This window comes from Cellulomonas fulva, from assembly GCF_018531375.1.
Classification (GTDB): Bacteria; Actinomycetota; Actinomycetes; order Actinomycetales; family Cellulomonadaceae; genus Cellulomonas; species Cellulomonas fulva.
In genome coordinates this window covers 2,640,020-2,664,167 of record NZ_JAHBOH010000001.1, presented here as the reverse complement: position 1 = coordinate 2,664,167, position 24,148 = coordinate 2,640,020, and the positions used below count along the sequence as shown (strand labels likewise).

The 24,148-nt window shown below is 75.4% G+C and carries 23 protein-coding genes; 12 read left to right on the top strand and 11 right to left on the bottom strand.

Going from position 1 to position 24,148, the window contains the following annotated elements; genetic code table 11:
• Positions 1–2: 2 nt before the first annotated feature.
• The 6 genes from KIN34_RS11815 to KIN34_RS11790 form a co-directional block, all read right to left on the bottom strand.
• On the bottom strand, positions 3–962 hold the full coding sequence (locus KIN34_RS11815) for a glutamate ABC transporter substrate-binding protein (RefSeq protein ID WP_214350732.1): 960 nt from the start codon (positions 960–962) through the stop codon (positions 3–5).
• Positions 962–2,329 carry a GlnX family signal transduction membrane protein gene (locus KIN34_RS11810; protein ID WP_214350730.1) on the bottom strand — a complete coding sequence of 456 codons (1,368 nt, stop codon included), beginning with the start codon at positions 2,327–2,329 and terminating at the stop codon, positions 962–964. Before KIN34_RS11810 ends, KIN34_RS11815 begins: the two co-directional genes overlap by 1 nt.
• A complete protein-coding gene (locus KIN34_RS11805; RefSeq protein WP_214350728.1) occupies positions 2,326–3,975 on the bottom strand; it encodes an AAA family ATPase in 1,650 nt (549 codons plus the stop codon). Before KIN34_RS11805 ends, KIN34_RS11810 begins: the two co-directional genes overlap by 4 nt.
• On the bottom strand, positions 3,972–4,490 hold the full coding sequence (locus tag KIN34_RS11800) for a hypothetical protein (RefSeq protein WP_214350725.1): 519 nt from the start codon (positions 4,488–4,490) through the stop codon (positions 3,972–3,974). Before KIN34_RS11800 ends, KIN34_RS11805 begins: the two co-directional genes overlap by 4 nt.
• Positions 4,491–4,534: 44 nt before the next feature.
• On the bottom strand, positions 4,535–5,731 hold the full coding sequence (locus KIN34_RS11795) for a toxic anion resistance protein (RefSeq protein ID WP_214350722.1): 1,197 nt from the start codon (positions 5,729–5,731) through the stop codon (positions 4,535–4,537).
• Between the two features lie 192 nt (positions 5,732–5,923).
• On the bottom strand, positions 5,924–6,826 hold the full coding sequence (locus KIN34_RS11790) for a phosphatase PAP2 family protein (protein WP_214350719.1): 903 nt from the start codon (positions 6,824–6,826) through the stop codon (positions 5,924–5,926).
• Positions 6,827–7,089: 263 nt separating this feature from the next.
• Here KIN34_RS11790 and KIN34_RS11785 point away from each other — a divergent pair, with 263 nt between their 5' ends.
• Positions 7,090–7,308, top strand: coding sequence for a hypothetical protein (locus KIN34_RS11785; RefSeq protein WP_214350716.1), 219 nt, complete (start codon positions 7,090–7,092; stop codon positions 7,306–7,308).
• Positions 7,309–7,394: 86 nt separating this feature from the next.
• Positions 7,395–8,471 carry a LacI family DNA-binding transcriptional regulator gene (locus KIN34_RS11780; RefSeq protein WP_214350714.1) on the top strand — a complete coding sequence of 359 codons (1,077 nt, stop codon included), beginning with the start codon at positions 7,395–7,397 and terminating at the stop codon, positions 8,469–8,471.
• On the opposite strand, the gene KIN34_RS11775 is transcribed toward KIN34_RS11780, so the two are convergent.
• Positions 8,468–8,998: a MarR family winged helix-turn-helix transcriptional regulator gene (locus KIN34_RS11775; RefSeq protein ID WP_214350712.1), complete on the bottom strand. Its 531-nt coding sequence runs from the start codon at positions 8,996–8,998 to the stop codon at positions 8,468–8,470. The two genes, KIN34_RS11780 and KIN34_RS11775, sit on opposite strands and share 4 nt — an antisense overlap.
• Positions 8,999–9,093: 95 nt before the next feature.
• Here KIN34_RS11775 and idi point away from each other — a divergent pair, with 95 nt between their 5' ends.
• From idi to KIN34_RS11730, 9 genes are read left to right on the top strand one after another with little or no spacing between them, the layout of a single operon-like run.
• On the top strand, positions 9,094–9,651 hold the full coding sequence (idi, locus tag KIN34_RS11770; protein ID WP_214350710.1) for an isopentenyl-diphosphate Delta-isomerase: 558 nt from the start codon (positions 9,094–9,096) through the stop codon (positions 9,649–9,651).
• Entirely contained in the window at positions 9,648–10,766 is a 1,119-nt protein-coding gene (locus KIN34_RS11765) for a polyprenyl synthetase family protein (protein WP_214350708.1), read from the top strand. Before idi ends, KIN34_RS11765 begins: the two co-directional genes overlap by 4 nt.
• Entirely contained in the window at positions 10,763–11,641 is an 879-nt protein-coding gene (locus tag KIN34_RS11760; RefSeq protein ID WP_214350706.1) for a phytoene/squalene synthase family protein, read from the top strand. The genes KIN34_RS11765 and KIN34_RS11760 overlap by 4 nt, the downstream gene beginning before the upstream one ends.
• A complete protein-coding gene (gene crtI / locus KIN34_RS11755; protein WP_214350704.1) occupies positions 11,641–13,326 on the top strand; it encodes a phytoene desaturase family protein in 1,686 nt (561 codons plus the stop codon). Before KIN34_RS11760 ends, crtI begins: the two co-directional genes overlap by 1 nt.
• Positions 13,323–13,781 (top strand): lycopene cyclase domain-containing protein, encoded by a 459-nt coding sequence (locus KIN34_RS11750; protein ID WP_214350701.1) that lies wholly within the window; start codon positions 13,323–13,325, stop codon positions 13,779–13,781. The genes crtI and KIN34_RS11750 overlap by 4 nt, the downstream gene beginning before the upstream one ends.
• A complete protein-coding gene (locus KIN34_RS11745) occupies positions 13,778–14,116 on the top strand; it encodes a lycopene cyclase (protein WP_214350698.1) in 339 nt (112 codons plus the stop codon). The genes KIN34_RS11750 and KIN34_RS11745 overlap by 4 nt, the downstream gene beginning before the upstream one ends.
• A complete protein-coding gene (locus KIN34_RS11740) occupies positions 14,113–15,024 on the top strand; it encodes a prenyltransferase (protein WP_214350695.1) in 912 nt (303 codons plus the stop codon). Before KIN34_RS11745 ends, KIN34_RS11740 begins: the two co-directional genes overlap by 4 nt.
• Positions 15,025–15,026: 2 nt before the next feature.
• Positions 15,027–15,512 carry a pyrimidine dimer DNA glycosylase/endonuclease V gene (locus tag KIN34_RS11735; protein WP_214350692.1) on the top strand — a complete coding sequence of 162 codons (486 nt, stop codon included), beginning with the start codon at positions 15,027–15,029 and terminating at the stop codon, positions 15,510–15,512.
• A 48-nt stretch (positions 15,513–15,560) separates the two neighbouring features.
• On the top strand, positions 15,561–16,421 hold the full coding sequence (locus KIN34_RS11730; RefSeq protein WP_214350689.1) for a potassium channel family protein: 861 nt from the start codon (positions 15,561–15,563) through the stop codon (positions 16,419–16,421).
• 10 nt (positions 16,422–16,431) lie between these two features.
• Here KIN34_RS11730 and KIN34_RS11725 read toward each other — a convergent pair whose 3' ends face one another.
• From KIN34_RS11725 to KIN34_RS11715, 3 genes are read right to left on the bottom strand one after another with little or no spacing between them, the layout of a single operon-like run.
• Positions 16,432–18,546, bottom strand: a complete 2,115-nt coding sequence (locus KIN34_RS11725) for a glycosyl hydrolase (protein WP_214350686.1) — start codon at positions 18,544–18,546, stop codon at positions 16,432–16,434.
• On the bottom strand, positions 18,543–19,274 hold the full coding sequence (locus tag KIN34_RS11720) for an HlyD family efflux transporter periplasmic adaptor subunit (protein WP_214350683.1): 732 nt from the start codon (positions 19,272–19,274) through the stop codon (positions 18,543–18,545). The genes KIN34_RS11725 and KIN34_RS11720 overlap by 4 nt, the downstream gene beginning before the upstream one ends.
• The gene (locus tag KIN34_RS11715) at positions 19,271–20,971 is read right to left on the bottom strand and encodes a glycosyltransferase family 2 protein (RefSeq protein ID WP_214350680.1); all 1,701 of its coding nucleotides are present in this window, start codon (positions 20,969–20,971) and stop codon (positions 19,271–19,273) included. Before KIN34_RS11715 ends, KIN34_RS11720 begins: the two co-directional genes overlap by 4 nt.
• 791 nt (positions 20,972–21,762) lie before the next feature.
• On the opposite strand from KIN34_RS11715, the gene KIN34_RS11710 reads away from it, so the two are divergent.
• Positions 21,763–22,896: a carboxylate-amine ligase gene (locus tag KIN34_RS11710; RefSeq protein ID WP_214352070.1), complete on the top strand. Its 1,134-nt coding sequence runs from the start codon at positions 21,763–21,765 to the stop codon at positions 22,894–22,896.
• Between the two features lie 4 nt (positions 22,897–22,900).
• Here the strand turns inward: KIN34_RS11710 and KIN34_RS11705 are convergent, their stop codons facing one another.
• A complete protein-coding gene (locus KIN34_RS11705; RefSeq protein ID WP_214350677.1) occupies positions 22,901–24,148 on the bottom strand; it encodes an NAD(P)/FAD-dependent oxidoreductase in 1,248 nt (415 codons plus the stop codon).

Sequence of the window (24,148 nt, the reverse complement as noted above, 5' to 3'; positions counted from 1 at the left end):
CGTCACGGCGTCCGCCCGTACACGGACGCCGGCGGCGCGGGCGCCTTGCCGAGCGCGCCGAGCCACGTCCCGTACGACGCCTTCCAGCGGCCGTCCGCCTTCACCTCGTCGAGCACCGCGTTGACGTACCGCACCAGGTCCACCTGGTCCGCGGCGACGCCGATGCCGTACGGCTCGTCGCTGATCGCGTCGCCGACGACCTTGGCGTACGGGTCCTGGGCCGCGAAGCCGGCGAGGATCGTGTCGTCACCCGTGATGGCGTCGACCTTCCCCTGCTGGAAGAGCACGAGGCACTGCGTGTGCGTCGGCGCCGCCACGGCCTCGATCTCGGGGTAGTCGGCGAGCCGGTCGAGCGTCGTGGTGCCGTCCGGCGCGCAGACGCGCCGACCCGCGAGGTCCTCGATCCGCGTCGCGTCCGAGTCACGGGTGACCAGCACCTTCTGCCCCGCGTGGAAGTACTCCGCCGAGAACGCGATCGACTCCCACCGCTCGCAGGTGATCGAGAACGCGCGCGCGACCAGGTCGACCTCGTGGTTCTCCAGCACCTCGAGCCGCTGGCCCGAGGTGATCACGCGGAGCTGCAGCCGGTCCGGGTCACCGAAGATCGCCTCGGAGACGTGGTGGAGCATGTCGATGTCGAAGCCCTCGATCTGCCCGGAGATCGGGTTGCGCGAGCCCATCAGCAGCGTGTCCGCCGAGACGCCGACCCGCAGCACCTTGCGCGCGCGGATCTCGTCGACCGTGGCGTTGTCCGCCGTGAGCTCGTCCTTCGCGGGCTGGTACGACGACGTCAGGTCGTCGCACTCGACGGGCTCGTCAGCGGCTGGGGCTGCGGCGGGCTGCTCCTGGACCCGCGGGGTGGCCGGCGCGGCGTCGGGTGCACCCGCCGTGCAGCCGGCGAGCGCGAGGAGCCCGACGAGCACCCCGACGAGCGCGGGACGTCGCGCGGTGCGGACGGTCATCAGCGGTACTCCTTCAGTCGGGCGCTGAACCCCCACAGGGCGGCCAGTGCGGCCAGGACGCCCGCGACGAGCGCGACCCAGGCGACCCGCTGGGCGCCGGACGCGGCCCCCTCGAGGTCGGCGGACGCCGCGTCGCCGGCGTCGGCGACGCTCTGCTCGGCGAGCTGCGCGAACGCGTCGAACGTCGCGTTGGGCGAGCCGGCCTCGGTGCTGGTCGCGCGCGCGACCGCGTCGTCCCACCGGCCCGCGTCGTCCAGCTCGCGGATCTCGTCGTGCGTGGCCGTCCAGGCGTCGAACGCCTGGGTCACCGGCGCGCCCGTGCCCTCCGCGGCCGCGAGGTCGGCACCGGCCTCCGCCACGGCGGCCTGGTAGGCCTCCTCGTACGCCTGGCCGGAGCCGCGCTTGATCAGCGTGAACGACTCCATCGCGCGCGCGTCGTTGGCCAGCGAGAACGCCCGCGCCACCGCGACCGTGCGCCCGTAGCTGCCCGCCTCGACGTCGCGCGCCGTCTGCGCGCCCGCCTGCAGGCTGGAGAAGAGCGTGAACCCCGCCACGACGACGAGCACGGTCGCGACGAGCAGGCCGACGTTCAGCCGACGGTGCACGCGCCGGGCCAGCCACACCTGCACGACGACGAGCACCACGGCTCCGACGACGAGCACGATCAGCGCCAGCTGCGCGAGGGAGGCCGCGTCGAACGCCGACTCCACGCGGTCGTCGTTCGCCTGCGCCACGCCGTCGAGGCCCGGCAGGACGACGTCGCGGAGCTCCTGCGACGCGGTCTCGAGGTACGCCGCGCCGACGGGGAACCCCTGGCGGTTGTTCGCCCGGGCCTGCTCTACCAGCCCCGCGTACGTGCTCACCCCGGCGTTGACGGAACCGAGCGACGCCGCGTCGTCGCCGTTGGCGCCAGCCACCGCGGTGAGGCCCTCCCCGGCCGCCGTCAGCGACTCGTCGTACTGCGCGCGCTGCTCGACCGGCTCGAGCCCGCCGACCAGGAACGCGTTGGTCGCCGTCGCGTCGGCCGCGACGAGATCGTTGCGCACGCCCAGCGCGCGCACCTGCTGGTCGGTGTCGGCGACCGCGTCGCCGAGCGCGGACGACTGCACCAGCCCGCCGACGAGGCCTGCGACCGCGATCGCCAGGCACGCGAGCGCCGCGATCGCCGCCGCGAGCCGCAGTCGGCCCGGCGTCCGGCTGAGGGCGCCGGTGCGCGGCGCCACGGCGCCCGCGCCGGCGGGCGACGGGACCGGCGGCGTGGCGGGGGCGCGCGTCGCGACGCCGCGGTTCGCGGGGGCGACGGCACCCGGGGACCCGGGTCGGCGCGCGGGCGCCGTGGGCGGCGGCGCGGAGGCGGGCTGCGTCACGCGGGCTCCTTCTCGTCGTGCGTCTCGTCGTGCGCGTCGTCGGTCCGGTCTCGCGCCTCGTGCTGCGCGGCGGCGAACGGCACCGGGACCGGCACGTCGGGCTGCGCGGTCCCCCGCTCGGGCTCGTCGGACCGCGCGGGCTCGTCGGACGGCTCGGGCTCGTCGGACGGCTCGGGCTCGTCGGACGGCTCGGGCTCGTCGGACGGCTCGGGCTCGTCGGACGGCTCGGGCTCGTCGGACGGCTCGGGCTCGACCAGGTCCTCGGGCAGCAGCGTGCGCAGCTCGTCGAGCGTGGGCGCGGCGACGTCCCGCAGGCGCCACGCGTGCCGCGTGATCGCCCGGTCCAGGACGTTGCGCGCCCACCGGCCGTTGCCGAAGCCCTCGTGCCGCAGCTGCGTGCCGGCGATCTCGCGGAACCGCGCGAGCGTCGCCTCCGGAGCCGCGAAGTCGGCCCGCTCCGCGGCGAGCCGGAAGATCGCGGTCAGCTCCTCGTCGGAGTAGTCGTCGAACGTGATCGTCGTGGCGAAGCGGCTCTCGAGACCCGGGTTGGTCGCCAGGAAGCGCGCCATCGGCCCCGGGTACCCCGCGACGATCACGACGAGGTCGTCGCGGTGGTCTTCCATGTCCTTGACCAGCGTGTTCACCGCCTCGGCCCCGTACTGGTCACCCGCGAGCGCGTAGGCCTCGTCGACGAACAGCACGCCGCCGACCGCCGTGCCGACCACCTCGGTCGTCTTGCTCGCGGTCTGCCCCAGGTAGCCGCCCACGAGCTCGGACCGGTCGACCTCGACCAGGTGGCCCTTGCCGAGCAGCCCGAGCGCGCGGTAGATCCCCGCGACCAGGCGCCCGACCGTCGTCTTGCCCGTGCCCGGGTTGCCCAGGAACACCAGGTGCCGCGTGATGGTCGGCCGGGTCAGGCCCGCATCCGTGCGCAGCCGCTCGACGCGCAGGAGCTGCGCCTGCTCGCGCACCTCCTTCTTGACGCGCTCGAGCCCGACGAGGCTGTCGAGCTCGGCGAGCAGCTCCTCGAGCGACCGCTCGGGCTCGGCCTCCTCCGGCTCGACCGCCGTCCCGGCCTCGGTCGCCGCCTCCGTCTCGGCCGACGTCTCGGCACGCGCGACCCCCGACCGGTCCCGCCGGGCCGGTGACCGGGGACCGGCCGCCGCCGGGACGGCGTCCCGGCGCCGGTCCGGGCCGGCGAGGGGCCGTGCGGCGGCCCCCGGGTCCGCCGGCACGGCGGGCGGCGCGACCGTGCGCGCCGCCTGCAGGTGCACGGCGGCGGTCGTCGAGGCGCGCGCGATGACGTCGAGCGAGGCGTCGCCCAGGTCGCACGCGGCGGACGTGACCGCGCCGAGGGCGCGCGCATAGGCCTCGGCCTGCGCGGAGCCGTCCGCGACCAGGTGCGCCAGCAGGTCGGTCGGTGCGGTCCGCCAGCGGCGCGCCGAGGACGCCGCGTCGAAGAACTCCCCCACGCCGGCGACGCCGAGCGCGCGGCCCCACGCGGCGGGCGCACCGGGCACGTTCTCGGCGACGGCGGCGGCGAGGCGCTCCCCCTCGTCGCGCACGTCGTCCTCGGGCAGGCCGGCCGCGCGGCCGGCGACCACCAGGTCGTCCAGTGCCGCACGGAACGCGCTGACCGCGGTCACGACGCCACCGCCGGCCCGCCGGGGGGCAGCTCCAGGGACGAGGTGCCGAACTTCTCGGCGAGGAACGCCCCGTGCGCGACCAGCGCGTCGGCGTCCTGGTGGGACACCGCGTCGGAGATCTTCGCGAGCGTCACCCCGAGCAGGTCGAGCTGGTCGCACAGCAGCATGAGCGAGGTCTTCCCCTGCGCGACGACGCGGCGGTCGGCGAAGTCGCGCGGGAGGCGCAGGTAGGACCCCACGGCCTCCGGCAGGTAGCTGGTCGCGGTCGCGACCACGGTGTGCGCCTGGCGGCTGCCGATCCCGGGCCGGTCGAGCCGCGGCACCATGTCCTGCACCACGCGCGAGATGCGGGCGACGCGCGCCGTCACCGCCGCGGGCACCCGCCCCTCGATGTCCTGCTCGACGCGCCGCACCGCCGCGACGATCTCCTGCCCGGTCGGCGGCGCCGGCACGGCGACGGGCTCCGGCTCGCGCCCCCCGCGCAGCCGATCCGTCAGGTCGTCCCACCAGCCCATCGCGACGTCTGCCCCTGTCCCCGCCCTCGCCCCTGCGCCCACGCTCAGCCGATGTCGAGCGGGCTGTCCGCGACGTTCGTCCGGTCGGCCTGGGAGACCCGGTCGATGTACTCGCGCGCCCGCGTCGTCTCCGTCTCCAGCACCCCGATGGTCTGGGACATCGAGTCGAGCGCCTTGACCTTGAAGTCGTCGATGGCGTCCATCGTCGCGTAGATGTCGTTGAACGACTGCTGCAGCTGGGGCAGGCCGAGCGTCGACCCGGCGGCCTGCGACTGGATCGCGACCGACTGCTCGCGCAGCAGCTTCGAGGTCGAGGCCACCATCGCGGACGTCGTCGTGTTCAGCGCGGTGATCTGGTCGAGCACCAGCTTCTGGTTGTTCAGCGCCTGGGCGACGAGCACGGCGGTGCGCAGCGCAGCCACCGTGGTCGTGGTGGCGCGGTCGACGCCCTTGATGAGCTCGAGGTTGTTCTTGATGATGATGTCGGTCGCCAGATAGCCCTGGATCGAGACGGCGAGCTGGGTCAGCAGGTCCTGGTGCTTCTGGCGGACGTAGAACAGCACGTCCTCGCGCAGCGACTTGGCGCGCGCCGGGTCGCTCAGCTCGGTCTCGGCGATGAGGGCCGAGAGCCGCGCGTCGAGCCGCTCGGCGACGTACACGTACTGGTTCAGGCGCGCCATCGTCGCCCACAGGTGCTGCTTCTCCAGGTTGAGCGCCGCGTTGTCCTTGCGGAGCTCGTCCTGACCGTTGTAGAGCGCGCGGACGATCGCGTCGATCTGCTTCTGCGCGCTCTCGTAGCGGCGGAAGTAGTCCGTGATCGAGTCGCCGAAGGGCAGGAGGCCCAGCAGCTTCTTGCCGAAGCTCGCCTCCGAGGGGTCGAGGTCCTCGACCGTGCGGCGCAGGTCGAGGAGCGACGCGCTCACCTGCGACGTGCCCGAGACGCCGCCCTCGCGCAGCTCCCGGACGGGCATCTGCAGCAGCCGGTTGGAGGTCTCCGCCGACGCCCGGATCTCGGCGTCGCCCATGAGCCGCACGTCGTCCGCCTTCGCGGCGAACTCGGGCGAGCCGGTCTGCGCCGCCGCGAGCCCCTGGAGGTAGGAGTCGACCTTGGCGTCGAGACCCGGGAGCGCGGCCTCCTCCACGCGCGGTGCCATGGCGGGCGCCTGCGTGGTCGCCACGGGCGCGAGCGGCGCGGGCGCCTCGAGCGTCAGGGGCGGGGTCAAGGGTGCCGGTTCCGTCATCGTCCACCTCCGCGTACGTCCAGGTGGGGCCCTGGACTGGTCGGCCGCGCGGGCTCGTCGTCGTGCGCGCGCTCGGTCACGAGCACGGTATGCCATGACGAGCCCGCGCACGGCCTCCGCCCACAGATCTCGCCCGGGTGCGCCGCGTCGTGGACGCGGGGTCGGGGTCGGTCGAGCGGGTCGGCGCCGGGGTCAGCGCCGGGGCTCGTCCGGGTCCGGCTCGGGCTTCGGCTCCGCCGCCCCGGCGAGCGAGCGCGTGCCGGGCGCGTCGGCGGCGGGCGCGCGCACGGTCGCCACCAGGCCGTCGAGCTCGGCCTCCACCCGTCCGCGCTGGGCCCACAGCCCGTGGCTGCGGCCGGCGAACCACCAGCAGGCCACGACGATCGCGGCGCCGGCGACGGCGTCGAGGATCCAGTGGTTGGCGGTGACGACGACGACGAACGTGGTGGCGAGCACGTAGCACCCGGCGAGCGCCTTGAGCCACCACCGGCGCGTCAGCGTGGCGAGCACCAGGCTCACCCACATCGCCCAGCCCACGTGCATCGACGGCATCGCGGCGACCTGGTTGGTCACCGAGCTCGCCCCCATGGCGGCCTGCTCGGCGGCGGACGGCCACCAGCCGTGCGCGGCGCTCTCCGAGACCGTGTCGACGTACTGACCCAGCAGCCGCGGCGGAGCGGTCGGGAGGAAGACGTACCCCGCGAGGGCGACGAAGGTCGCCGCGAGGAGTGCCGTGCGCGCGGGCCGGTAGAGCAGCGGGCGCCGGAAGAAGAGCAGGACGAGCAGCGTCGGCGTCACCAGGTAGTGCATCGACTGGTACCAGTACGACGTCGCGATCTCGAGCCAGGGCTGCGTCGAGACCCAGGTGTTGACCGCGTGCTCGATGTCGAGGTTGAGCGTGCGCTCCAGGTCGAGGATCGTGCGCGCGTGGTCGGCGGCCACGTCCCACGCGCCCGTGGCGGCGAGGCGGGTCGCCGAGTAGCCGGCGTACAGGCCGACGACGAGCAGGAGCTCGCGCAGCAGCTCGCGGTGGCGGCGGGTCCACGAGCGCGTCCGAGACGTGGCGGGCTCACCCGTCGTCTGCTCGCGCGTCACCCTGCGCCCCTTCCGCGTCGGCACACCGTTCACCGCACACTAGCGGCGTCGGGCGCCCCGACCGGCCAGGACGGGCTCGCTGTGACCGCACTCACCAGGATTCCACCCGCCCCACGCCGACGCTGCCTGCGTCCTCGGGGTGTCGAAGCCCCCGGGGCCGGCCCGTCATCCGGACGAGAGCAACCGCCGCGCGGTTCCTCTTGACCGCTACAGAAGCACGCGCTACTTTAGCGGTACAGTTCTGGACCGGTACAGGAGGAACCATGTCGATGAACCCGCCGCCGCTCAGCCTGCTGCACTCCCGCCGGGCGGCCCTCATCCAGTCCCGCAGCGCCCTGCCCGACGCCCCGGTCGTGCCCGACCGGAGCCGTCCGCACCGGACCGCGCGCGCCACGCGCGCCACCCGGTCGGTCACGGCACGTGCGCTGCACCACGTGGCCGACGTCCTCGCGCCGCGCCCCGAGCGCGCCGCGCTGCGGTGATCCCGACGGCCCTCCCGCTCGCCTACGCTGGCCGCGAGGCCACCCTCCCCCGGGTCGGCGCGGGCGAGCGGGAAGCGGAGGGGATCGTGGGCCGGGTCACGCTGCAGACGGTCGCGGACCGGGTCGGCGTGAGCCGGATGACCGTCTCGAACGCGTTCTCGCGGCCCGACCAGCTGTCCGCCGAGCTGCGCGAGCGCGTCCTCGCCGCCGCCGCGGAGCTCGGCTACGTCGGCCCGGACCCGGCGGCGCGAGCGCTGGCACGCGGCTCCGCCGGTGCGGTGGGGGTGCTCTTCACCGACTCGCAGGGCGCGTTCCGCGACCCGATCGCGGCCGAGTTCTTCGCGGCTGTGGCCGAGACTCTCGCGCCCACCGGCCTCGCGCTCTCGCTGCTGCCCGCCACGACGACGAACGGCCCGCGGGTCGCCGCGCGCGACGTGCCCATGGACGCCGCGCTCGTGTACGCCTGCGCCGGCGACACCGAGGCGCTCGACTGGCTCGAGCGCCGACGGCTCCCGCTCGTCTTCGTCGACCAGGCGCCCACGGTCGCGGGTGCGTCGAGCGTGCTGCTGGACGACCGCCCGGGTGCACGCGCGGCCGCGCAGCACCTGCTCGACCTCGGCCACCGCCGCATCGCGATCCTCACCACCGCGCACGGCCAGCCGCGCGGCGTCGCCCCCGACGCGGCGACCGCGGGCGTGGGCTACGTCTCGCGCGAGCGGGTCGAGGGCTGGATGAGCGTGCTCGGTCCCGCGGGCGCCGACGTCGTCGCGGTCAACCTCGACGACAACCTCGAGGAGGACGCGCTCGCGGCCGCCCGCACGGCGCTCACGCTCCCGGACCGGCCGACCGCGGTGCTCTGCTTCTCCGACCTCGTCGCCTGGGCCGTCGTGCGCGTCGCGGACGAGCTCGGGCTGAGGGTGCCGGGCGACCTGTCGGTCATCGGGTACGACGACTCCCCGCTCGCCCGCACCGTCACCCCGCCCCTGACGACCGTCCGGCAGGACCTGGACGCCAAGGGCCGCGCGGCGGCGCACGCGATCGAGCGCGCGATCGACGCGCAGGGCTCGTCGGCCGCGGAGCCCGAGCACGTCGTCGTCCCGACGCACCTCGTGGTGCGCGGCTCGACGGGGCCGGCGCCGACCGCGGCCGGCTCGTCGAGCTAGTCCGCCGCGGCGAGGTCGACCGCGTCCGCGGCGGGCTCCAGCGGGGCGGCGTCCTGAGCGTCCAGCAGTCCCGCCATCTCCTCGAGGAACCGGCGCACGGGCGCTCGCGAGCGGGCCGGCACCCGGGCCGCGACATCGGCCATCTGCTGGTGCATGGCGGCCAGCCGGTCGCGGATCTCCCTGTGCGCGTGCGGCGTCGCGGTCACGACCACCGCACGCCGGTCGTGCGGGTGCGGCGAGCGCACCAGGTGGCCGGACGCCACGAGCCGGTCGAGCAGCTTCGTCGTCGACGCGGTCGAGATCCCCAGCGCACGCGCGAGGTGGTGGGGCGAGACCGTGCGGCCCTGCCGCTCCGCCGCGACGACGACCTGGAGGGCGCGCATCGACGTCTCGTTCATCCCCATGCCGGCCGCGGCGCGCCGGCGCATGTCCTGGTCCGCGCGGCGGAACTCGCGCAGCGCCTCGAGCACGGCGACGACCTCGCGATCGCCGTACCAGTAGGGCGCTCCCGTTGCGGGCTCCGTCATGACGCGGATACTAGTCCTGCAAGTCACTAGATTGGCTAGCGATAGTGGCCTAGATTGGCTAGCCACGGCGAGGCGTCGGCGGACGGGGAGACAGCATGAGCGTGAACGTCCTGCACGACGAGGTGGTGCTCCTCGACGAGCACGCCCGCCCGGTGGGCACGGCGCCGCGGGCCACGGTCCACGGGCTGGACACCCCGCTCCACCTGGCCTTCTCGTGCCACGTCGTGCGCCCCGACGGCATGGTGCTGCTCACCCGGCGCGCGCTCGCGAAGGCGAGCTGGCCCGGGGTCTGGACCAACAGCTTCTGCGGGCACCCGCGCCCGGGCGAGGACCCGGCCGACGCGGTGCGACGGCGCGGCCGCGACGAGCTCGGCATCGAGCTGGAGGACCTGGCCCTGATGCTCCCCGACTTCCGCTACCGCGCGGTCGACGCGCACGGGGTCGTCGAGAACGAGGTCTGCCCCGTCTGGTTCGCGACGACGACGAGCACGCCGGTCCCGGCCGAGGACGAGGTCATGGACCTGCGCTGGGTCACGACCCAGGACATGGGGCGCGCGGTGCGGGCCGCCCCGTGGGCCTTCAGCCCGTGGCTGGTCGAGCAGGTGGACGCGCTCGCCGAGCTCGACGAGCCGCCGCTGGACGCGCGCGCATGACCGCCACCTGGGCCCCGCCCGGCCCCCGCGTCCAGGCGCCGGACCCGCACGCAGCGGCGCTACCGCAGCATGGCGCGCACCCGGGACCCCTCGAGGCGTTCCTGGCCGCGGGACCCGGGACGGACGTGGACCACGACCCGGAGCTCGCGGCGCTGTGGGACGCGCTGGGCGACGCGACGCGCGGCGGACGCCGGCTGCGGCCCGCGCTGGTCGCGGCGGCGTACCAGGCCTGCCGCCGGGACGGCCGTCCCGATGCGGGGCCGGCCGCCGTCCTGCACGTCGCCGACGCCGTCGAGCTCCTGCACGCGGCGTTCGTCATGCACGACGACGTGATCGACGACGACGACGTGCGGCGCGGCCGGCCGAACGTCGTCGGGACCTTCACCCGGCGCGGCGTGGACGCAGGCGCGCCCGGCCCGGCGGCGCGCGGCTACGGGCGCGCGGCCGGGATCCTCGCGGGTGACCTCGCCCTGGTCGGCGCGACCCGCCTGCTCGCCACGACGCCTGCGGCCCCGGGCGTCGTCGCCGCGCTCCTGGACCTGCTCGACCGGGCCGTCGGGGCGTCCGCGGCCGGCGAGCTGCAGGACGTCCGGCTCGCGCTCGGGGTGGACTCGCCGACGCTCGCCGAGGTCCTCACCGTCACGGAGCTCAAGACGGCGGCCTACTCCTTCTGCCTGCCGCTGTGCGCGGGCGCGGTCCTGGCGGGAGCGGACGCGCGGACCACGGCGGAGCTGCAGCGCGTCGGACGCCTGCTCGGCATCGCCTTCCAGCTGCGGGACGACCTGCTCGGCGTCTTCGGCGACGAGGCTGTCACCGGCAAGAGCACGCTGGGCGACCTGCGCGAGGGCAAGCTCACCGCGCTCGTCGCGCACGCCCGCACCACCAGCGCGTGGCCGCGGATCGCGGCGCACCTCGGCGATCCCGCCCTGACCGCCGCCGACGCGCAGCTGCTGCGCACCGAGCTCGAGCGGTGCGGCTCGCGCGAGGCCGTCGAGGTGCTGGTCGAGCAGCACCTGCGGGCCGCGCGGGAGCTCACCCTCGCGGCCGGCCTGCCCGCTTCCGTCCTCGCCGACGTGGAGCGCCTGGTGCGGACCCGTGAGGGGCGTGCCGCATGACCCCCCTGACCGGCGCCGCGCGCTACGACCACGCGGCCGCGACCGCCACCGCCACCGTCGTGGGCGAGTACTCGACGTCCTTCGGGCGCGCGTGCCGGCTGCTGCACGAGCCCGTGCGGGGGCACGTGCGCACGGTGTACGGACTGGTGCGCGTGGCCGACGAGATCGTGGACGCGCCCGACCTCGGCCTGACGACGGAGCAGCGCGCCCGGCACCTGGACGCCCTCGAGGAGGAGACGCTCGAGGCGCTGCGCACGGGCTTCTCCGCGAACCTGGTGGTGCACGCGTTCGCCCGCACGGCACGCGAGCACGGCATCGGCGCCGACCTCGTCGAGCCCTTCTTCGCCTCGATGCGGACCGACCTGGGCGTGGCGAGCCACGACGGACGCTCGTTCGACGAGTACGTGTACGGGTCAGCCGAGGTCGTCGGGCTGATGTGCCTGCGCATCTTCGTCGCGGCGCCCGACGCGACCCCCGCGATGCGGTCGGACGGGTATGCGACCCTCGCCCCCGGCGCGCGCCGGCTGGGCGCGGCCTTCCAGAAGGTGAACTTCCTGCGGGACCTCGCCGCGGACCGGGACGACCTGGGCCGCGCCTACTTCCCCGGCCTGGACCCGGCGGCCCTCACGGACGCGCAGCGCGACACGCTGCTCGACGACGTCGACGCCGACCTGGCCGCCGCCCGCCGCGCGATCGCCGCGCTCCCCCGCTCGAGCCGGCGCGCGGTCCTGGCGGCGCACGGCCTGTTCGCCGCGCTCTCGGCCCGGCTGCGCCGGACGCCCGCCGCGACGATCGCGCGCGAGCGCGTGCGGGTGCCGGCACCCGCGAAGGCGGTCGTGGTCGCCCGCACCCTGCTCCCGGCGGGGTGGCGCTGATGCGGGCCGCCGTCATCGGCGCGGGCATCGCCGGGCTCGCGACCGCGGCCCTGCTGGCCCGGGACGGGTACGACGTCGAGGTCCTGGAGCAGCAGCACCGGATCGGCGGGCGCGCGGCCACGTGGCAGCAGGACGGCTTCACGTTCGACCTGGGCCCGTCCTGGTACCTCATGCCCGAGGTCTTCGACCACTTCTTCCGGCTGTTCGGCACGAGCGCGGAGGTCGAGCTCGACCTGGTCCGCCTCGACCCGGCCTACCGCGTGTTCTTCGAGCCGGCGGTCGCGGGCGCCGCTCCGCGGGTCGACGTCCGGACCGGGGCCGCCGAGCAGGCGTTCGAGGTGCTCGAGCCGGGGTCCGCGCCGCGCCTGCGCGAGCACCTCGAGTCGGCGCGCGAGGCCTACGACCTGGCGCTGCGCCGCTTCCTCTACACGAGCTTCGAGCGTCCGACGCGGCTGCTGCACCCGGAGGTGTTGCGCGCCGCGCCGCGGCTGGCGCCGCTGCTCGGGCGCTCGCTCGAGGGTCTCGTCGCCCGGCGGTTCCGCGACCCGCGCGCGCGCCAGGTGCTGGGCTACCCCGCCGTCTTCCTGGGGACGTCCCCCGAGCGCGCCCCCGCCCTGTACCACCTGATGAGCCACGCGGACCTCGACGTCGGCGTGCTCTACCCGCGCGGCGGCTTCGGCGCGGTCATCGACGCGATCGTCCGCGTCGCGGAGCGCGCGGGCGTGCGCATCCGGACGGGCGAGCAGGTGACCGCCGTCCGGACGGCTCCCGACGACGGCGCGCGGGGCGCCCGCACGGGCCGGCTCCCCGGTCTCGGGTCCGGGCACCGAGCGGCCCGGGTCGTCGGCGTCGAGCTCGCCGACGGCAGCCTGGTGACCGCCGACGTCGTCGTCGGCGCGGGCGACCTGCACCACCTCGAGACCCGCCTGCTGCCCGACGAGCTCGCGACCTACCCGCAGTCCTGGTGGGACCGGCGCGACCCCGGACCGGGTGCCGTCCTGGTGCACCTCGGCGTCCGCGGACGCGTGCCGCAGCTCGCGCACCACTCGATGTTCTTCACACGCGACTGGCGGGCGAACTTCGACGCCGTCCTCGGCGCGAGCGCGCGCGTGCCGGACCCGGCGTCGTTCTACGTGTGCACGCCGTCGCGGACGGATCCCGGCACCGCGCCCGCGGACCACGAGAACCTCTTCGTGCTGGTCCCCGTGCCCGCGGACCCGGGCCTCGGGGCCGGCGGGATCGCGGGGACCGGCGACCCGGTGGTCGAGCGCGTCGCCGACGCGGCCATCGCGACGATCTCCACCTGGGCGGGGGTGCCGGACCTCGCCGAGCGCGTCGTGGTGCGGCGGACCGTCGGTCCCGGGGACTTCGCGCGCGACCTGCACTCGTGGCGCGGCGGCGCGCTGGGACCGGCGCACACGCTCCGGCAGAGCGCGTTCCTGCGCGGGCGCAACGCGTCCGCGCACGTGGCCGGGCTGCTGTACGCGGGCGGGTCGACGATCCCCGGCATCGGGCTGCCCATGTGCCTGATCAGCGCGGAGCTCGTCGCCAAGCGCCTGCGGGGCGACCGGTCGAGCGGACCGCTGCCGGAGCCGCGACCCGGCCCGGCCCGGCCCGGCCGGACCCGACCCGACCCGGCACGTCCCGACCCGACGCCGGCCGATGCCGCGGGGGTGCACCCGTGAGAGGGGCCTACCTGCTCTGCCTGCTCGTGTCCTGGGCCGGGGTCCTGACCATTGACCTGCGGTGGCGCCTGGCCCTGGGGCAGCGGTCGGCGCGCGGCCGCCGCACGTCCTTCGCCGTCGTCGCGCTCGGGGTCGCGTTCTTCCTGGCATGGGACCTGCTGGCGATCGGTGCGGGGTTCTACGGACGCGGCGACTCCGGCGCGCTGCTGGGCGTGTGGGTGGTCGACCACCTCCCGCTCGAGGAGATCGTGTTCGTCGCGTTCCTGTGCCACGTCACCCTCGTCGTCGCCGCCGCGGTCGCCCGGGTGCCGGCGCTCGCGTCCGCGCTGCCGCCGGCACGCGTGCGGCCGCAGGTGCCGGGACCGCAGCCGCCGGGTCCGGGGGCGTCGGGGGCGTCGGACGGCCACGACGAGCGCGGCGCGCAGCAGCGCGTCGCCGGGGAGGTGCGCCGATGACCTACGTCGCCCTCGCCGTGCCGTTCCTCGCCGTGTCCGCCGCCGTGCTGACCGTGGCGGCCGCGACCGAGCGGCGCCGTGGTCGCCGCGGGGCCGCCCTGCTCGTCGTCGCCATCGCGACCGGGGCCGTCCTGTCGGTCCTCACGGTCGTGTTCGACAGTGCGATGATCGCCGCGGACCTGTTCCGGTACGACGAGGCGTCGCTCCTCGGCCCGCGCCTGTGGCTCACCCCCGTGGAGGACCTGGCGTGGCCCTGGGCCGCCGCGCTCCTGCTGCCGGCCCTGCACGCGCTGCTCACCCCGGCGCACGTCGACCGGACGGAGGCGACGGCATGAGTGCGGACGTCGCTCCCGCGCCCGCCGACGGGCGGCCCTCCGGGCTGCGCCAGCTGGTCGGAACGTCGCGGCCGCTGAGCTGGATCGACACGGCCTACCCCTTCGCGGCGGCGTACCTGCTCGCGGGCGGCGGCGTCGACGTCGCGCTCGTCGTCGGGACGCTGTTCTTCCTGATCCCCTACAACCTGCTGATGTACGGCATCAACGACGTCTACGACCACGAGTCGGACGTCGCGAACCCGCGCAAGGGCGGCATCGAGGGCGTGGTGCTGGACGTGCGGTGGCACCGCACGGTCATCGCCTGGTCGGTCGCGACGACCGCACCGTTCGTCGTCGCGCTCGTCGTGCTGGCCCTGCGCGCGGACGAGCCCTGGGCCGTGGTGGTCCTCGCCGTGAGCGTCGCGGCGGTGGTGGCGTACTCGGCACCGCACCTGCGGTTCAAGGAGCGGCCGGGCCTGGACTCCGCGACGTCCGCGACGCACTTCGTCAGCCCGGCCGTGCTCGGCGTCGTGCTCGCCGGCGGTGCGATGACCTGGCCCGTGGTCGCCACCCTGCTCGCGTTCTTCGCGTGGGCGTGCGCGTCGCACGCGTTCGGCGCGGTCCAGGACGTGCGCGCCGACCGCGGCGCGGGCATCGCGTCCGTCGCCACGGTCCTGGGCGCCCGGCGCACGGTCCGGCTCGCGATGGGCGGGTACGCGCTCGCCGCGCTCCTCATGGCGACCACCGGTCTGCCCGCCGCGCTCGCCGCGGTGATCCCCGTGGCCTACCTGGTCTCGATCGCGCCCTACCGGGACCTGACCGACGACGAGTGCGAACGAGCGAACCGCGGCTGGCGGCGGTTCCTGTGGCTCAACCTGGTGGCCGGGTTCGCCATCACGCAGGGCCTGATCATCGCGGCGATCGGCTGACCGTGCGGCTCTGGTCGCTGCACCCCGAGCACCTCGACCAGGCCGGCCTCGTGGCGTGCTGGCGGGAGGCCCTGCTCGCGCAGGCTGTCCTCCTGCGGCCCGAGGGCGGCTACAGCCGGCACCCGCAGCTCGAGCGGTTCCGCGCCGCGCCCGTCCCGCTGGCGACCGCGGGCCGGTACCTCGAGGCGCTCGCGGACGAGGCCGACCTGCGCGGGTACCGGTTCGACCGAGGCCGGATCCGCGTACGACGACCCGCCGACGGCCCGGGCGGATCGCCCACCGACCCACCCGGCCGCCCCACCCACCCCGATGCCGTGAGCCTGCTCGTCGTGACGGACGGCCAGCTCGCGCACGAGCGCGAGCACCTGCTGGCCAAGCTCGACGCCCGCGCACCCGAGGCGGCGGCTCGTCTGCGGGCGACGTCGGTGCGTCCCCACCCGTCGTTCGTCGTGGTGCCCGGTCCCGTCGCCGCGTGGGAACGCGCCTGACCGGACCGCGGATCGCGGTACCGTCCGGCTGAGCGACGGAGGGTCGGCATGACGGAAGCGGCAGCAGCGGGACCGGGATCGGGCGCGACGGCCGGTGACGGCGCGCGCTCGCGGCCCGGGGCCGGCCGGACGGGCCGGGCGCGCCGTCCCGTCGCGCCGGACCTGTACGGGGTCGTGCTCGTGCTCCTCGCCGTGTGCTACGTCCTCTTCGCCGTCACCACTGCGGTGTGGGCCCAGGTGGTCACCGCCGCGCTCACCGTGTCCGCACTGGTGCTGGCGGTACGCACCTCGCGCCCCTCGCGGCGGCTCCAGCGCACCGTGCAGGTGGTCGCGGGCGGCGGACTGGTCGTGACGGTGGGCGCGCTCGTCGTGCTGCCGCGCGCCGACGCCCTCGGCATCATCGACGTCACGTTCGCCCTGGTCCTGCTCTTCACGCTCGTCGTCGTGCTCGCGCGCGTCCTCGAGCAACGCACCGTCACGCTCCGGTCGATCGCGGCCGCGTTGTCGGGCTACCTCCTCATCGGGATGTGCTTCACGCACGTGTTCGGGGTCATCGCGTGGCTCGACCCGCCGTTCTTCGCCGGCGACCAGGTCGCCGACGGACGGGCGCTGCAGTACTTCTCGTTCACCACGCTCACGACGCTCGGCTACGGCGACCTCACCGCGGCGGGCTATGCCGGGCGCGGGCTCGCCACGTTCGAGGCGCTCGTCGGCCAGGTGTTCCTGGTGACGATCGTCGCGCGGCTCGTCGCCTCGTGGCGCGGCCCCGGAGCAGGCGCTCCCACCACCCTGCACGACGAGGCGGTCTCCCCCACCCCCGTCATCTCCGAGACGCCAGACGACGCGCCGGCACCCGACAGCCGCGAGGGCACCGCCTCGGACGGACCGGCCGGCGCACCGCGCGGTTGACGCCCTGCCGTCAGGTCGCCGCGTCGGCGACGAACGCCAGCAGAGCCGTGCGGGACGTCCCGTCGTCGATCGCGACGTCCGGCGCCGTCACGAGCGCGTCCCACGCGTCGTCGGCCTCGGACCGCCCCGCCAGCGCGCGGTACGCCAGGAGGTAGCCGCCGAACTGCACGTCGTAGCCGCCGGCGGCGGCCTCGTCGACGGCCGCGAGGATCTGCTCGGGGTCCACCCCGGTGGCCGTGGCGCGCTGGGCCGGGCCCATCGGGATGAGCTGGATGCCGAGGATCGCGGCCGGCTCGGGGCTGAACCACGTCGCGTAGTCCCGCTTCCCGCCCCACACCAGCGAGACGATCGTGTGGTCGAACCCGTCGACCTCCGTCGGGTCGGTCCAGTAGGCGCGCGCCGCCGCCGACTCGGTCGACTGCAGCCAGGCGGCCTGGGTGGCGAGCGCGTCATTGCCCGACGCGCGGGCCCACAGCCCCAGCCCGTTCCACGCGTTGACCGCCTCCGAGCTGGACTCCTGGTTGTTGCCGTCGGCGAACGGCGAGGTCCCGGACGCCCAGGAGTGGCCCTGGTACGGGTCGAACGAGCGGAGCTGCGGGAGGTCCGCGCCCGGCGTGGCCGCGGCGACGTCCGCCGCGAGCAGGTCCAGCACCGGCGCGAGGTCCGTCGCGAGCGCCGGGTGGTCCTGCGCGAGCAGCCCCGCCGCCGCGAGCAGGTAGCCGTAGTGGAAGTGGTGGTCGTTGAGCTCGTCGGACCCGAAGGAGGGGGTGAGCCCGATCGCGGACCGCGCGGACGCGTCGTAGACCACGCAGCGCGCGTCGCGCCGCTCGCAGCCGTCCGGCTCCGCCCACTCCCGCAGCGCCGACTCCGTGGTGACGCGCAGGTCCGCGACCACGTCGTCCGCCCCGAGCCGCTCCCCGAGCACGACGAGCGTCGCGGCCCGGAACAGCGCCTTGCCCCCGAAGTAGGTGTCCGACGGGAACGCGGGGGTCGCGGCGACGTCGGCGGCGAGCGTCGAGCGCAGCTCGTCGAGCCGGCCCCGGGGGACGCCGTCGAGGTCGGGGACGTCGACGGCCGTCGTGACGGGCGCGTACGCGGTCAGCACGCTCCCCGCGCACAGCTCGAGCGCGCCCCCGACGCTCGCGTACTCGCCCAGGCCGCACCCGGCGCGCTCCGGCTGGGTGCCGACGCGGTGGTGCGGGCTCAGGACGTAGGCCGCGGCACCACCCGTGCGGTACGTCAGCGTCGTGCGCGCCACCTCGTCGTCCACGCCGTAGGTGACGTCGACGCCCGCGACCGGGTGCTGCGCGGCGGCGGCGAGCGCGTCCTGCGCGGCCGACGAGGCGTCCGCGGGCAGCGCATACCACCCGACGACGTCGCCCTCGCGGAGCCGGCTCGCGCCCTCGTCGTACCCGGGCCCGACGAGCCCCCACGTGGTGCCGGCGACGTCGCCCGACGCCGTCGCGGGTCCGTGGTCCGATCCCTGGTCGGGTCCCTGGTCCGGTCCCTGGTCCGTGACGAGCGCGCCCGAGGCCGTCGTCGTGCGGACCGTGACGTCACGCGCTGCGGTGAACGTGACGACGGGTGACCCCTCCGCGAGCGCGACGTGCCCGAGGACGCGGTCCGCGTCGTCCAGCAGCTCGAGCGTGACGGCGACCGGGTCCGCGGCGCTGACCCGGTAGCTCGCGGCGCCGACGTCGACGGTCAGCGCGGCCACGTGCGGGCCTGCGACCGTGGTCGCGGAGGCGACCGGCTGCGGGAGCCCGATCGTGAAGCCCGGCCCCTCGACCGCGAACGACAGCGGCGTCGCGAACACGGGCTGGTCGCCGAAGACGAGGCCGCTGTACCAGCGGTTGCTCTGCGGCAGGACGTCCTCGGCCACGCGCGCGTCCGGCAGGCGGGCGACCTCCCGCTGCGGCACGGCGGCGACGAGCGCCGCGGTGTCGACCTGCGGCACGGTCGCGTCGGGCGGGCCGGGCGGCGGACCGGCCGGCGTCGGCTCGCCGTCGGGCCCGGCCGTCGCGGCGGTGCCGCGGGTGCGGTCGGCCGCGGCGAGCACCAGCACCGAGCCGACCGCGACGACGAGCACGACCACCAGCCCCAGCCAGCGCGCGCGGGCCGTCACCCGAAGATCCCCCGGACGTAGCCCGTGACCGCGTCGGAGACGGTGGTCACCATCCCGTCGTTGCGCAGCGCCAGGCGGGCGTCGACGGGCGTGCCCGAGGTCACCAGGCCGCTCTGGTCGCCCTGCACGAGCTCGTCGCTGACGACCGTGACCACGGCCTGCGCCTGCCCGGCGACCGTGGTGACCTCGATGCGGTCGACGTGCCCGGCGACGGTCGCCGTGTTGGGCAGCACGATGGTGACCGCCGCCTCGTCGGGCACGCGCGCGTACTCCTTGGCGGACAACGTGTACTCCGCCTGCACGTACAGCGTGCCCGCGCGCTGGACCGTCGCGAGGTGGTCCGCGGCGGAGACGAAGGTGCCCTCCGTGGCGACCACGTCGGTCACGGTCCCGTCGTCGGTGGCGAGCACGACGAGGTTGCCGTCGTCGTCGATCTCGGTGGCGGCACCCGCGGTGCTCACCGTCCCGAGCGACAGGTCGCGCTCGAGGGCGGTCGAGTCGACGACGAAGAGGGGGTCGCCCTCGTGCACCTCGTCGCCCGCCTGGACCACCTGGTCCACGACGAGGCCGGCGTACGGCGTCCCGACGACGTAGCTCTGCCCCAGGATCTGGGCCGAGTCGCTCACGGCCGTGCCGCGGGTCTGGTTGACGTGGTAGGTGGCGAGAGCCGCCAGGACGAGCACGAGGACCGTGCCGGTGACGAGCTTGAGCCGGACGCGCCAGGTCATGCCGCACCTCCTGTGGTCAGGGCGGCGACCGTGCGCCGACCGCGGGGCACCCGGGCCTCGCGCGCCGCTCGTCGGCCCGCGCGCGCCTCGCGCCACGCGGTCAGGACGAACCCGCCGAGGATCAGGGTGTTGGTCGCGTTCCAGGCGACCGCCAGACTGGGGTAGCCGTTCGAGACGTCCTTCCACAGCCCGACGGCCGTGGTCAGCGCGAGGAGCTCGAAGAAGAGCAGCTGGGTGCCGATGAACGCGAACGGCGAGCGGTACGCGCCCTTCTTGCCCGTGACGTGCCACGCCTGGTCCCGCCGCAGCACGGCGTTCACGAGCGCGCGCGTGTAGATGGGGAAGGACACCGACGCCAGCAGGAGCACCTGCCACCGGAACGACCCGAGCGTGTAGAAGGCGAGCACGATCTGCAGGACGTAGAACCCGGAGTAGTAGAGCAACCACGTCAGCGGCGTGATCGTCAGGTTCATCGGCGTGAGGTCGAAGTAGATCTGCAGCGGCGGCACCAGCAGCAGGAGCAGCGGCGCGATGCCGGTGAGGTAGTGCGTCGCGGTGACCGTGTACTGCAGCCGCTGGTCGAGCGTCAGCGGGTGCTTCCGCGACAGCGGGTTGTGGGTGAGCATGATCTCGAAGCCGCCGGTGGCCCAGCGCAGCTGCTGCTTCGAGTACGCCTCGATGGTCTCGGGCGTGTCCCCGACGGCGAGGGTCTCGGGGATGTAGACCGTGCGCCAGCCCTTCTCGTGGAGCATGAGCGAGGTCCACACGTCCTCCGACTTGGAGTCGGAGTAGATGCCGCCGACCGAGTCGATGGCGGCGCGCTTGAAGACGACGTTCGTGCCGACGCAGAACGCCGCGTTGAACCGGTTCCGGCCCGGCTGGATGAAGCGGTAGAACACCGCCTGCATGTAGCCGGCGCCCTTCGAGATCGTCGTGTGCAGGTTGCCGTAGGCCTGCGGCGTCTGGACGAACGCGACCGTGTCGTCGGCGAAGAACGGCACGGTCTCGTGCAGGAACGTCGGCAGGGGCACGAAGTCCGCGTCGAGCACCACGAACAGCTCGCCGTTCGCGATCGACAGCGCGTGGTTGAGGTTGCCGGCCTTGGCGCCGTTGCTGGACAGGCGCCGGACGTACCGTGCGCCGAGCTCGGCGGCCAGGTCCCGCACCTCGTCGGAGCGCCCGTCGTCGAGCACCCACGTGCGGTGGGCGCCCTGCATCGCGAGCGCGGCGGTCACCGTGCGCCGGATGGTGTCGACGTCCTCGCCGTAGGTGGTGATGAAGACGTCGATCGTCACCGCGCGGTCGCGCAGGAACACCGTCCACTCGTGCGGGCGGTCCTCCGCCCGGGCGCGCACGATGTCCGCGACGTCGTACATCCGGTCCTGCGCGTGGTGGAAGGAGAAGCCGCGCGGGTCGTGCGACGCGGACAGGGCCGTCCACATCGCCAGGAGGGCGTGGACCACGAGCACGGTCTCCGCGGCCATCACCATCGCGTACGGCAGCCAGTCGCCACGGTTCGCGGGGTTCAGCAGGAACACCGCGTAGACGACGATGCCGGCGCTGGCCAGCAGCACCATGAGGACGAGCGACGGGCTCTGCGCGGCGTGGGTCTCGCGGGAGCGAGCCGGCCGGGCGAGCGGCTGGTCGGTGCGGCGTGGCTCGAGCACGAGCCGGTCGAACGAGGTGGTGGTGGTCACTACGGGCCCCCCTTCGTCGCTGCTGGAGCGGCGACCGGTGGGCGGGCCCAGCGGTGCCGTTGCGACGGCGACGGTGGCGCCGGGTGCACGGGACCGAGGTCCTGTGTCGATGGCCCGACGCTAACGGACAACTCGGACGAGGTGTCCACCAACTCGCGGTGTGGCGCCGGTCACACCCGCGTGCACGCTGCGCGTCGGCCCGGTGAACTCGCTGGTCAGCGGCGTGGTGCACGCCGCCCCCCGGGAACCGGGCCACCCGGTCGGGCGACGAGCCGTGTCACCCGCTGGGACGCGCCCGTCGAGACGCGCCCGGGTCAGCCGCCCGAGAGCGCGAGCCCCGTCAGCAGCGCCACCAGCACACCGACCAGCCCGACGATCCAGCACGCACCCACGAGCACCGCTCGCACGGCTGTCCCCATCGGTCCCACCCCCGTCCGGTCCTGCGACGCCCCCCGCCGCACCCCAGCGCCCCTGGCGCTCCCCTGCGTCCTGCCTGTGTCGCGATCCCGTGGCGTCTTGCACCACGACTGCGGGTCACCGCCGACGGCGATGTCGGCCGGCCCGCGCCCGGCGCGTCACGTCCCGTGACCCGCCCGTCCCCTGAGGTGATCATCATGGCCCACCGCAGCCGTCAGCGGGAGTCCCGTCCGCGCCGAGCACCCCCGTCCACCCCGGCACCGGCACGGCCGCGTCCCGCCCGCCGCGCCCGCCGCCGCCGCCGCGACGGGCCGGCGGGCGCTCTCCGCTCGCCGTCGCGCGCGCCCGACCCCACACTGGGGCCCGTGCGAACCATGGGCGTCGAAGAGGAGTACCTGCTGGTCACGCCCGAGGGGGTGCCCGCCGCGCAGTCACCCGCGGTGCTGGGGCTGGCGGCCCGGACGGTGCCGAGCACCTCGCAACCGGGCGGCGACGTGGAGAAGGAGTTCAAGAGCGAGCAGGTCGAGACGTCCACGCACCCGTGCACCGACCTCACCGAGCTGCTCGAGGAGATCCGGGCGGGCCGCACGCGGGTCGACGAGGTGGCGCAGGGCGCCGGGGTCCGCATCGCGGCGCTCGGCACCGCGCCCCAGGAGGTCGAGCCCACCGTCATCCCGGACCGCCGCGCGCAGGCGATCCGGGCGGCGTTCGGCCTCACCGCGCGCGAGCAGCTCACGTGCGGCTGCCACGTCCACGTCTCGGTCGAGGACGACGACGAGGGCGTGGTGATCCTCGACCACCTGCGCCCGTGGACGCCGGTGCTCCTGGCGCTGTCCGCCAACAGCCCGTCGTGGCAGGGAGTGACCAGCGGCTACGCGAGCTACCGCTCGCAGGTGTGGGGGCGGTGGCCCACCGCCGGACCGACCGCGCCGTTCGGCGACGCCGCGGGCTACCGGGCCGTCATCGAGAGCCTGCTCGCCAGCGGGACGATCCTCGACGACGGCATGCTCTACTTCGACGCCCGTCTCTCGCAGCGCTACCCCACCGTCGAGGTGCGTGTCGCGGACGTGTGCCTGGACGCGGCGGACGCGGCCCTGCAGGCCGCGCTGGTGCGCGCCCTCGCCGACACGGCCGTCGCGCAGGCACCGTCGCGCGCCTCGTCCCCGCCCGCCCCCACGGCCCCGGCCGAGCCGCCGGTGCGCACCGAGCTGCTGCGTGCCGCGACGTGGCGCGCGGCACGCTCGGGCCTCGGTGGCGACCTGGTCAGCCCCGTCACGTGGCGACCCGCGCCCGCGGAGCAGGTGGTCGGCGAGCTGGTCGACCACGTGCGCGACGCGCTCGTCGCCAACGGCGACCTCGAGGCGGTCGAGCGGCAGACCGCGACCGTGCTGCGCCGCGGCAACGGGGCGCTCGAGCAGATGTCGTGGCGCGCCCGCGGGGACGACGACGAGGCGGTGGTGCGCCGCGCCGTGGACCGCACGCTCGGCGCGCCGGTGGTCGCCGGCTAGCCCGTCACCCCGCGAGGTCGGCGATCGGCACCGACGTGTCCGCGAGCCGCTCAGGCGGCACCACCGCGCGCGAGCGCACGAGCGCCTGGAGGTCGTCCACGACGTCCCACACGTTGACGTTCATCCCCGCGACCACGCGACCGTCCCGCGTCCAGAAGGCGACGAGCTCGCGCGCGTCCTCGTCGCCACGCACCACGACGTCCGTGCCGCCCTCGGGGCCGGTCCATCCCGTGTACTCCATGCCCAGGTCGTACTGATCGGTGAAGAAGTACGGCAGCCGGTCGTAGGGCTCGTCCGCGCCCAGCACGGTCGCCGCGACCGTCTCGCCGTGGTGGAGAGCCGCGTCCCAGTGCTCGACCCGCACGCGGTGCCCCAGGAACGGGTGGGCGACCGCCGCGAGGTCGCCGACCGCCAGCACGCGCGGGTCCGACGTGCGCAGGTGGGCGTCGACGTGCACCCCGTCCCCCACGACGAGGCCCGCGTCCTCGGCGAGCGCGACGCGGGGGCGGGCACCGACGCCGACCACGACGAGGTCGGCCGGCAGGACGGTGCCGTCGAGCAGCTCGACACCCCCGACCGCTGTGCCGTCCAGGGAGCCGCTGCGCCGCGCGGGCAGGAGCGCACGCACCTCGGACCGCGTGCGCAGCTCCACGCCCCGCTCGCGGTGCAGCGCCGCGAACATCCCGGCCATCCGCGGGCCGAGCACGCCGAGCAGGGGCGCGGCGCCGCGGACCACGACCGTGACCTCGCAGCCCGCCGCGCGCGCGGCCGCGGCGACCTCGAGGCCGATCCACCCGCCGCCCACCACGACGACGCGGCGCGCCTCCGACAGCCGGGCACGCAGACGGTCGCTGTCCGCGAGCGTCCGCAGCGTGACCACGCCCTCGAGCTCCGCCCCGGGGACGTCGAGCCCGCGAGGCGCCGAGCCGGTCGCCAGGACCAGGCGGTCGAACGCGGTGCGCCCGCCGCCGGCGTCCACCACGTGCCCGGACGCGAGGTCGAGCGACGTGACGGTCGCGTCCGGCCGCAGGTCGACGTCGTGCTCGTCGTACCAGGCCTCGGGGTGGACGAACACGGACTCGCGCTCGTCGGACCCCTGCAGGTACCCCTTGGACAGCGGCGGCCGCTCGTACGGACGGACGGGCTCGGCACCCAGCACGACGAGCGAGCCCGCGTACCCCCGCGCGCGCAGCGACTCCGCCACCTTGGCTCCGGCGAGCCCCGCACCCACGACCACCACGCGCTGCGTCAC

Bases quoted from the DNA above. Each gene is read 5' to 3' on its own strand.
- KIN34_RS11815 (WP_214350732.1), bottom strand. From the start codon at position 962: ATGACCGTCCGCACCGCGCGACGTCCCGCGCTCGTCGGGGTGCTCGTC.
- KIN34_RS11800 (WP_214350725.1), bottom strand. From the start codon at position 4,490: ATGGGCTGGTGGGACGACCTGACGGATCGGCTGCGCGGGGGGCGCGAG.
- KIN34_RS11795 (WP_214350722.1), bottom strand. From the start codon at position 5,731: ATGACGGAACCGGCACCCTTGACCCCGCCCCTGACGCTCGAGGCGCCC.
- KIN34_RS11785 (WP_214350716.1), top strand. From the start codon at position 7,090: ATGTCGATGAACCCGCCGCCGCTCAGCCTGCTGCACTCCCGCCGGGCG.
- KIN34_RS11775 (WP_214350712.1), bottom strand. From the start codon at position 8,998: ATGACGGAGCCCGCAACGGGAGCGCCCTACTGGTACGGCGATCGCGAG.
- idi (WP_214350710.1), top strand. From the start codon at position 9,094: ATGAGCGTGAACGTCCTGCACGACGAGGTGGTGCTCCTCGACGAGCAC.
- KIN34_RS11765 (WP_214350708.1), top strand. From the start codon at position 9,648: ATGACCGCCACCTGGGCCCCGCCCGGCCCCCGCGTCCAGGCGCCGGAC.
- KIN34_RS11760 (WP_214350706.1), top strand. From the start codon at position 10,763: ATGACCCCCCTGACCGGCGCCGCGCGCTACGACCACGCGGCCGCGACC.
- crtI (WP_214350704.1), top strand. From the start codon at position 11,641: ATGCGGGCCGCCGTCATCGGCGCGGGCATCGCCGGGCTCGCGACCGCG.
- KIN34_RS11745 (WP_214350698.1), top strand. From the start codon at position 13,778: ATGACCTACGTCGCCCTCGCCGTGCCGTTCCTCGCCGTGTCCGCCGCC.
- KIN34_RS11740 (WP_214350695.1), top strand. From the start codon at position 14,113: ATGAGTGCGGACGTCGCTCCCGCGCCCGCCGACGGGCGGCCCTCCGGG.
- KIN34_RS11730 (WP_214350689.1), top strand. From the start codon at position 15,561: ATGACGGAAGCGGCAGCAGCGGGACCGGGATCGGGCGCGACGGCCGGT.
- KIN34_RS11720 (WP_214350683.1), bottom strand. From the start codon at position 19,274: ATGACCTGGCGCGTCCGGCTCAAGCTCGTCACCGGCACGGTCCTCGTG.
- KIN34_RS11710 (WP_214352070.1), top strand. From the start codon at position 21,763: ATGGGCGTCGAAGAGGAGTACCTGCTGGTCACGCCCGAGGGGGTGCCC.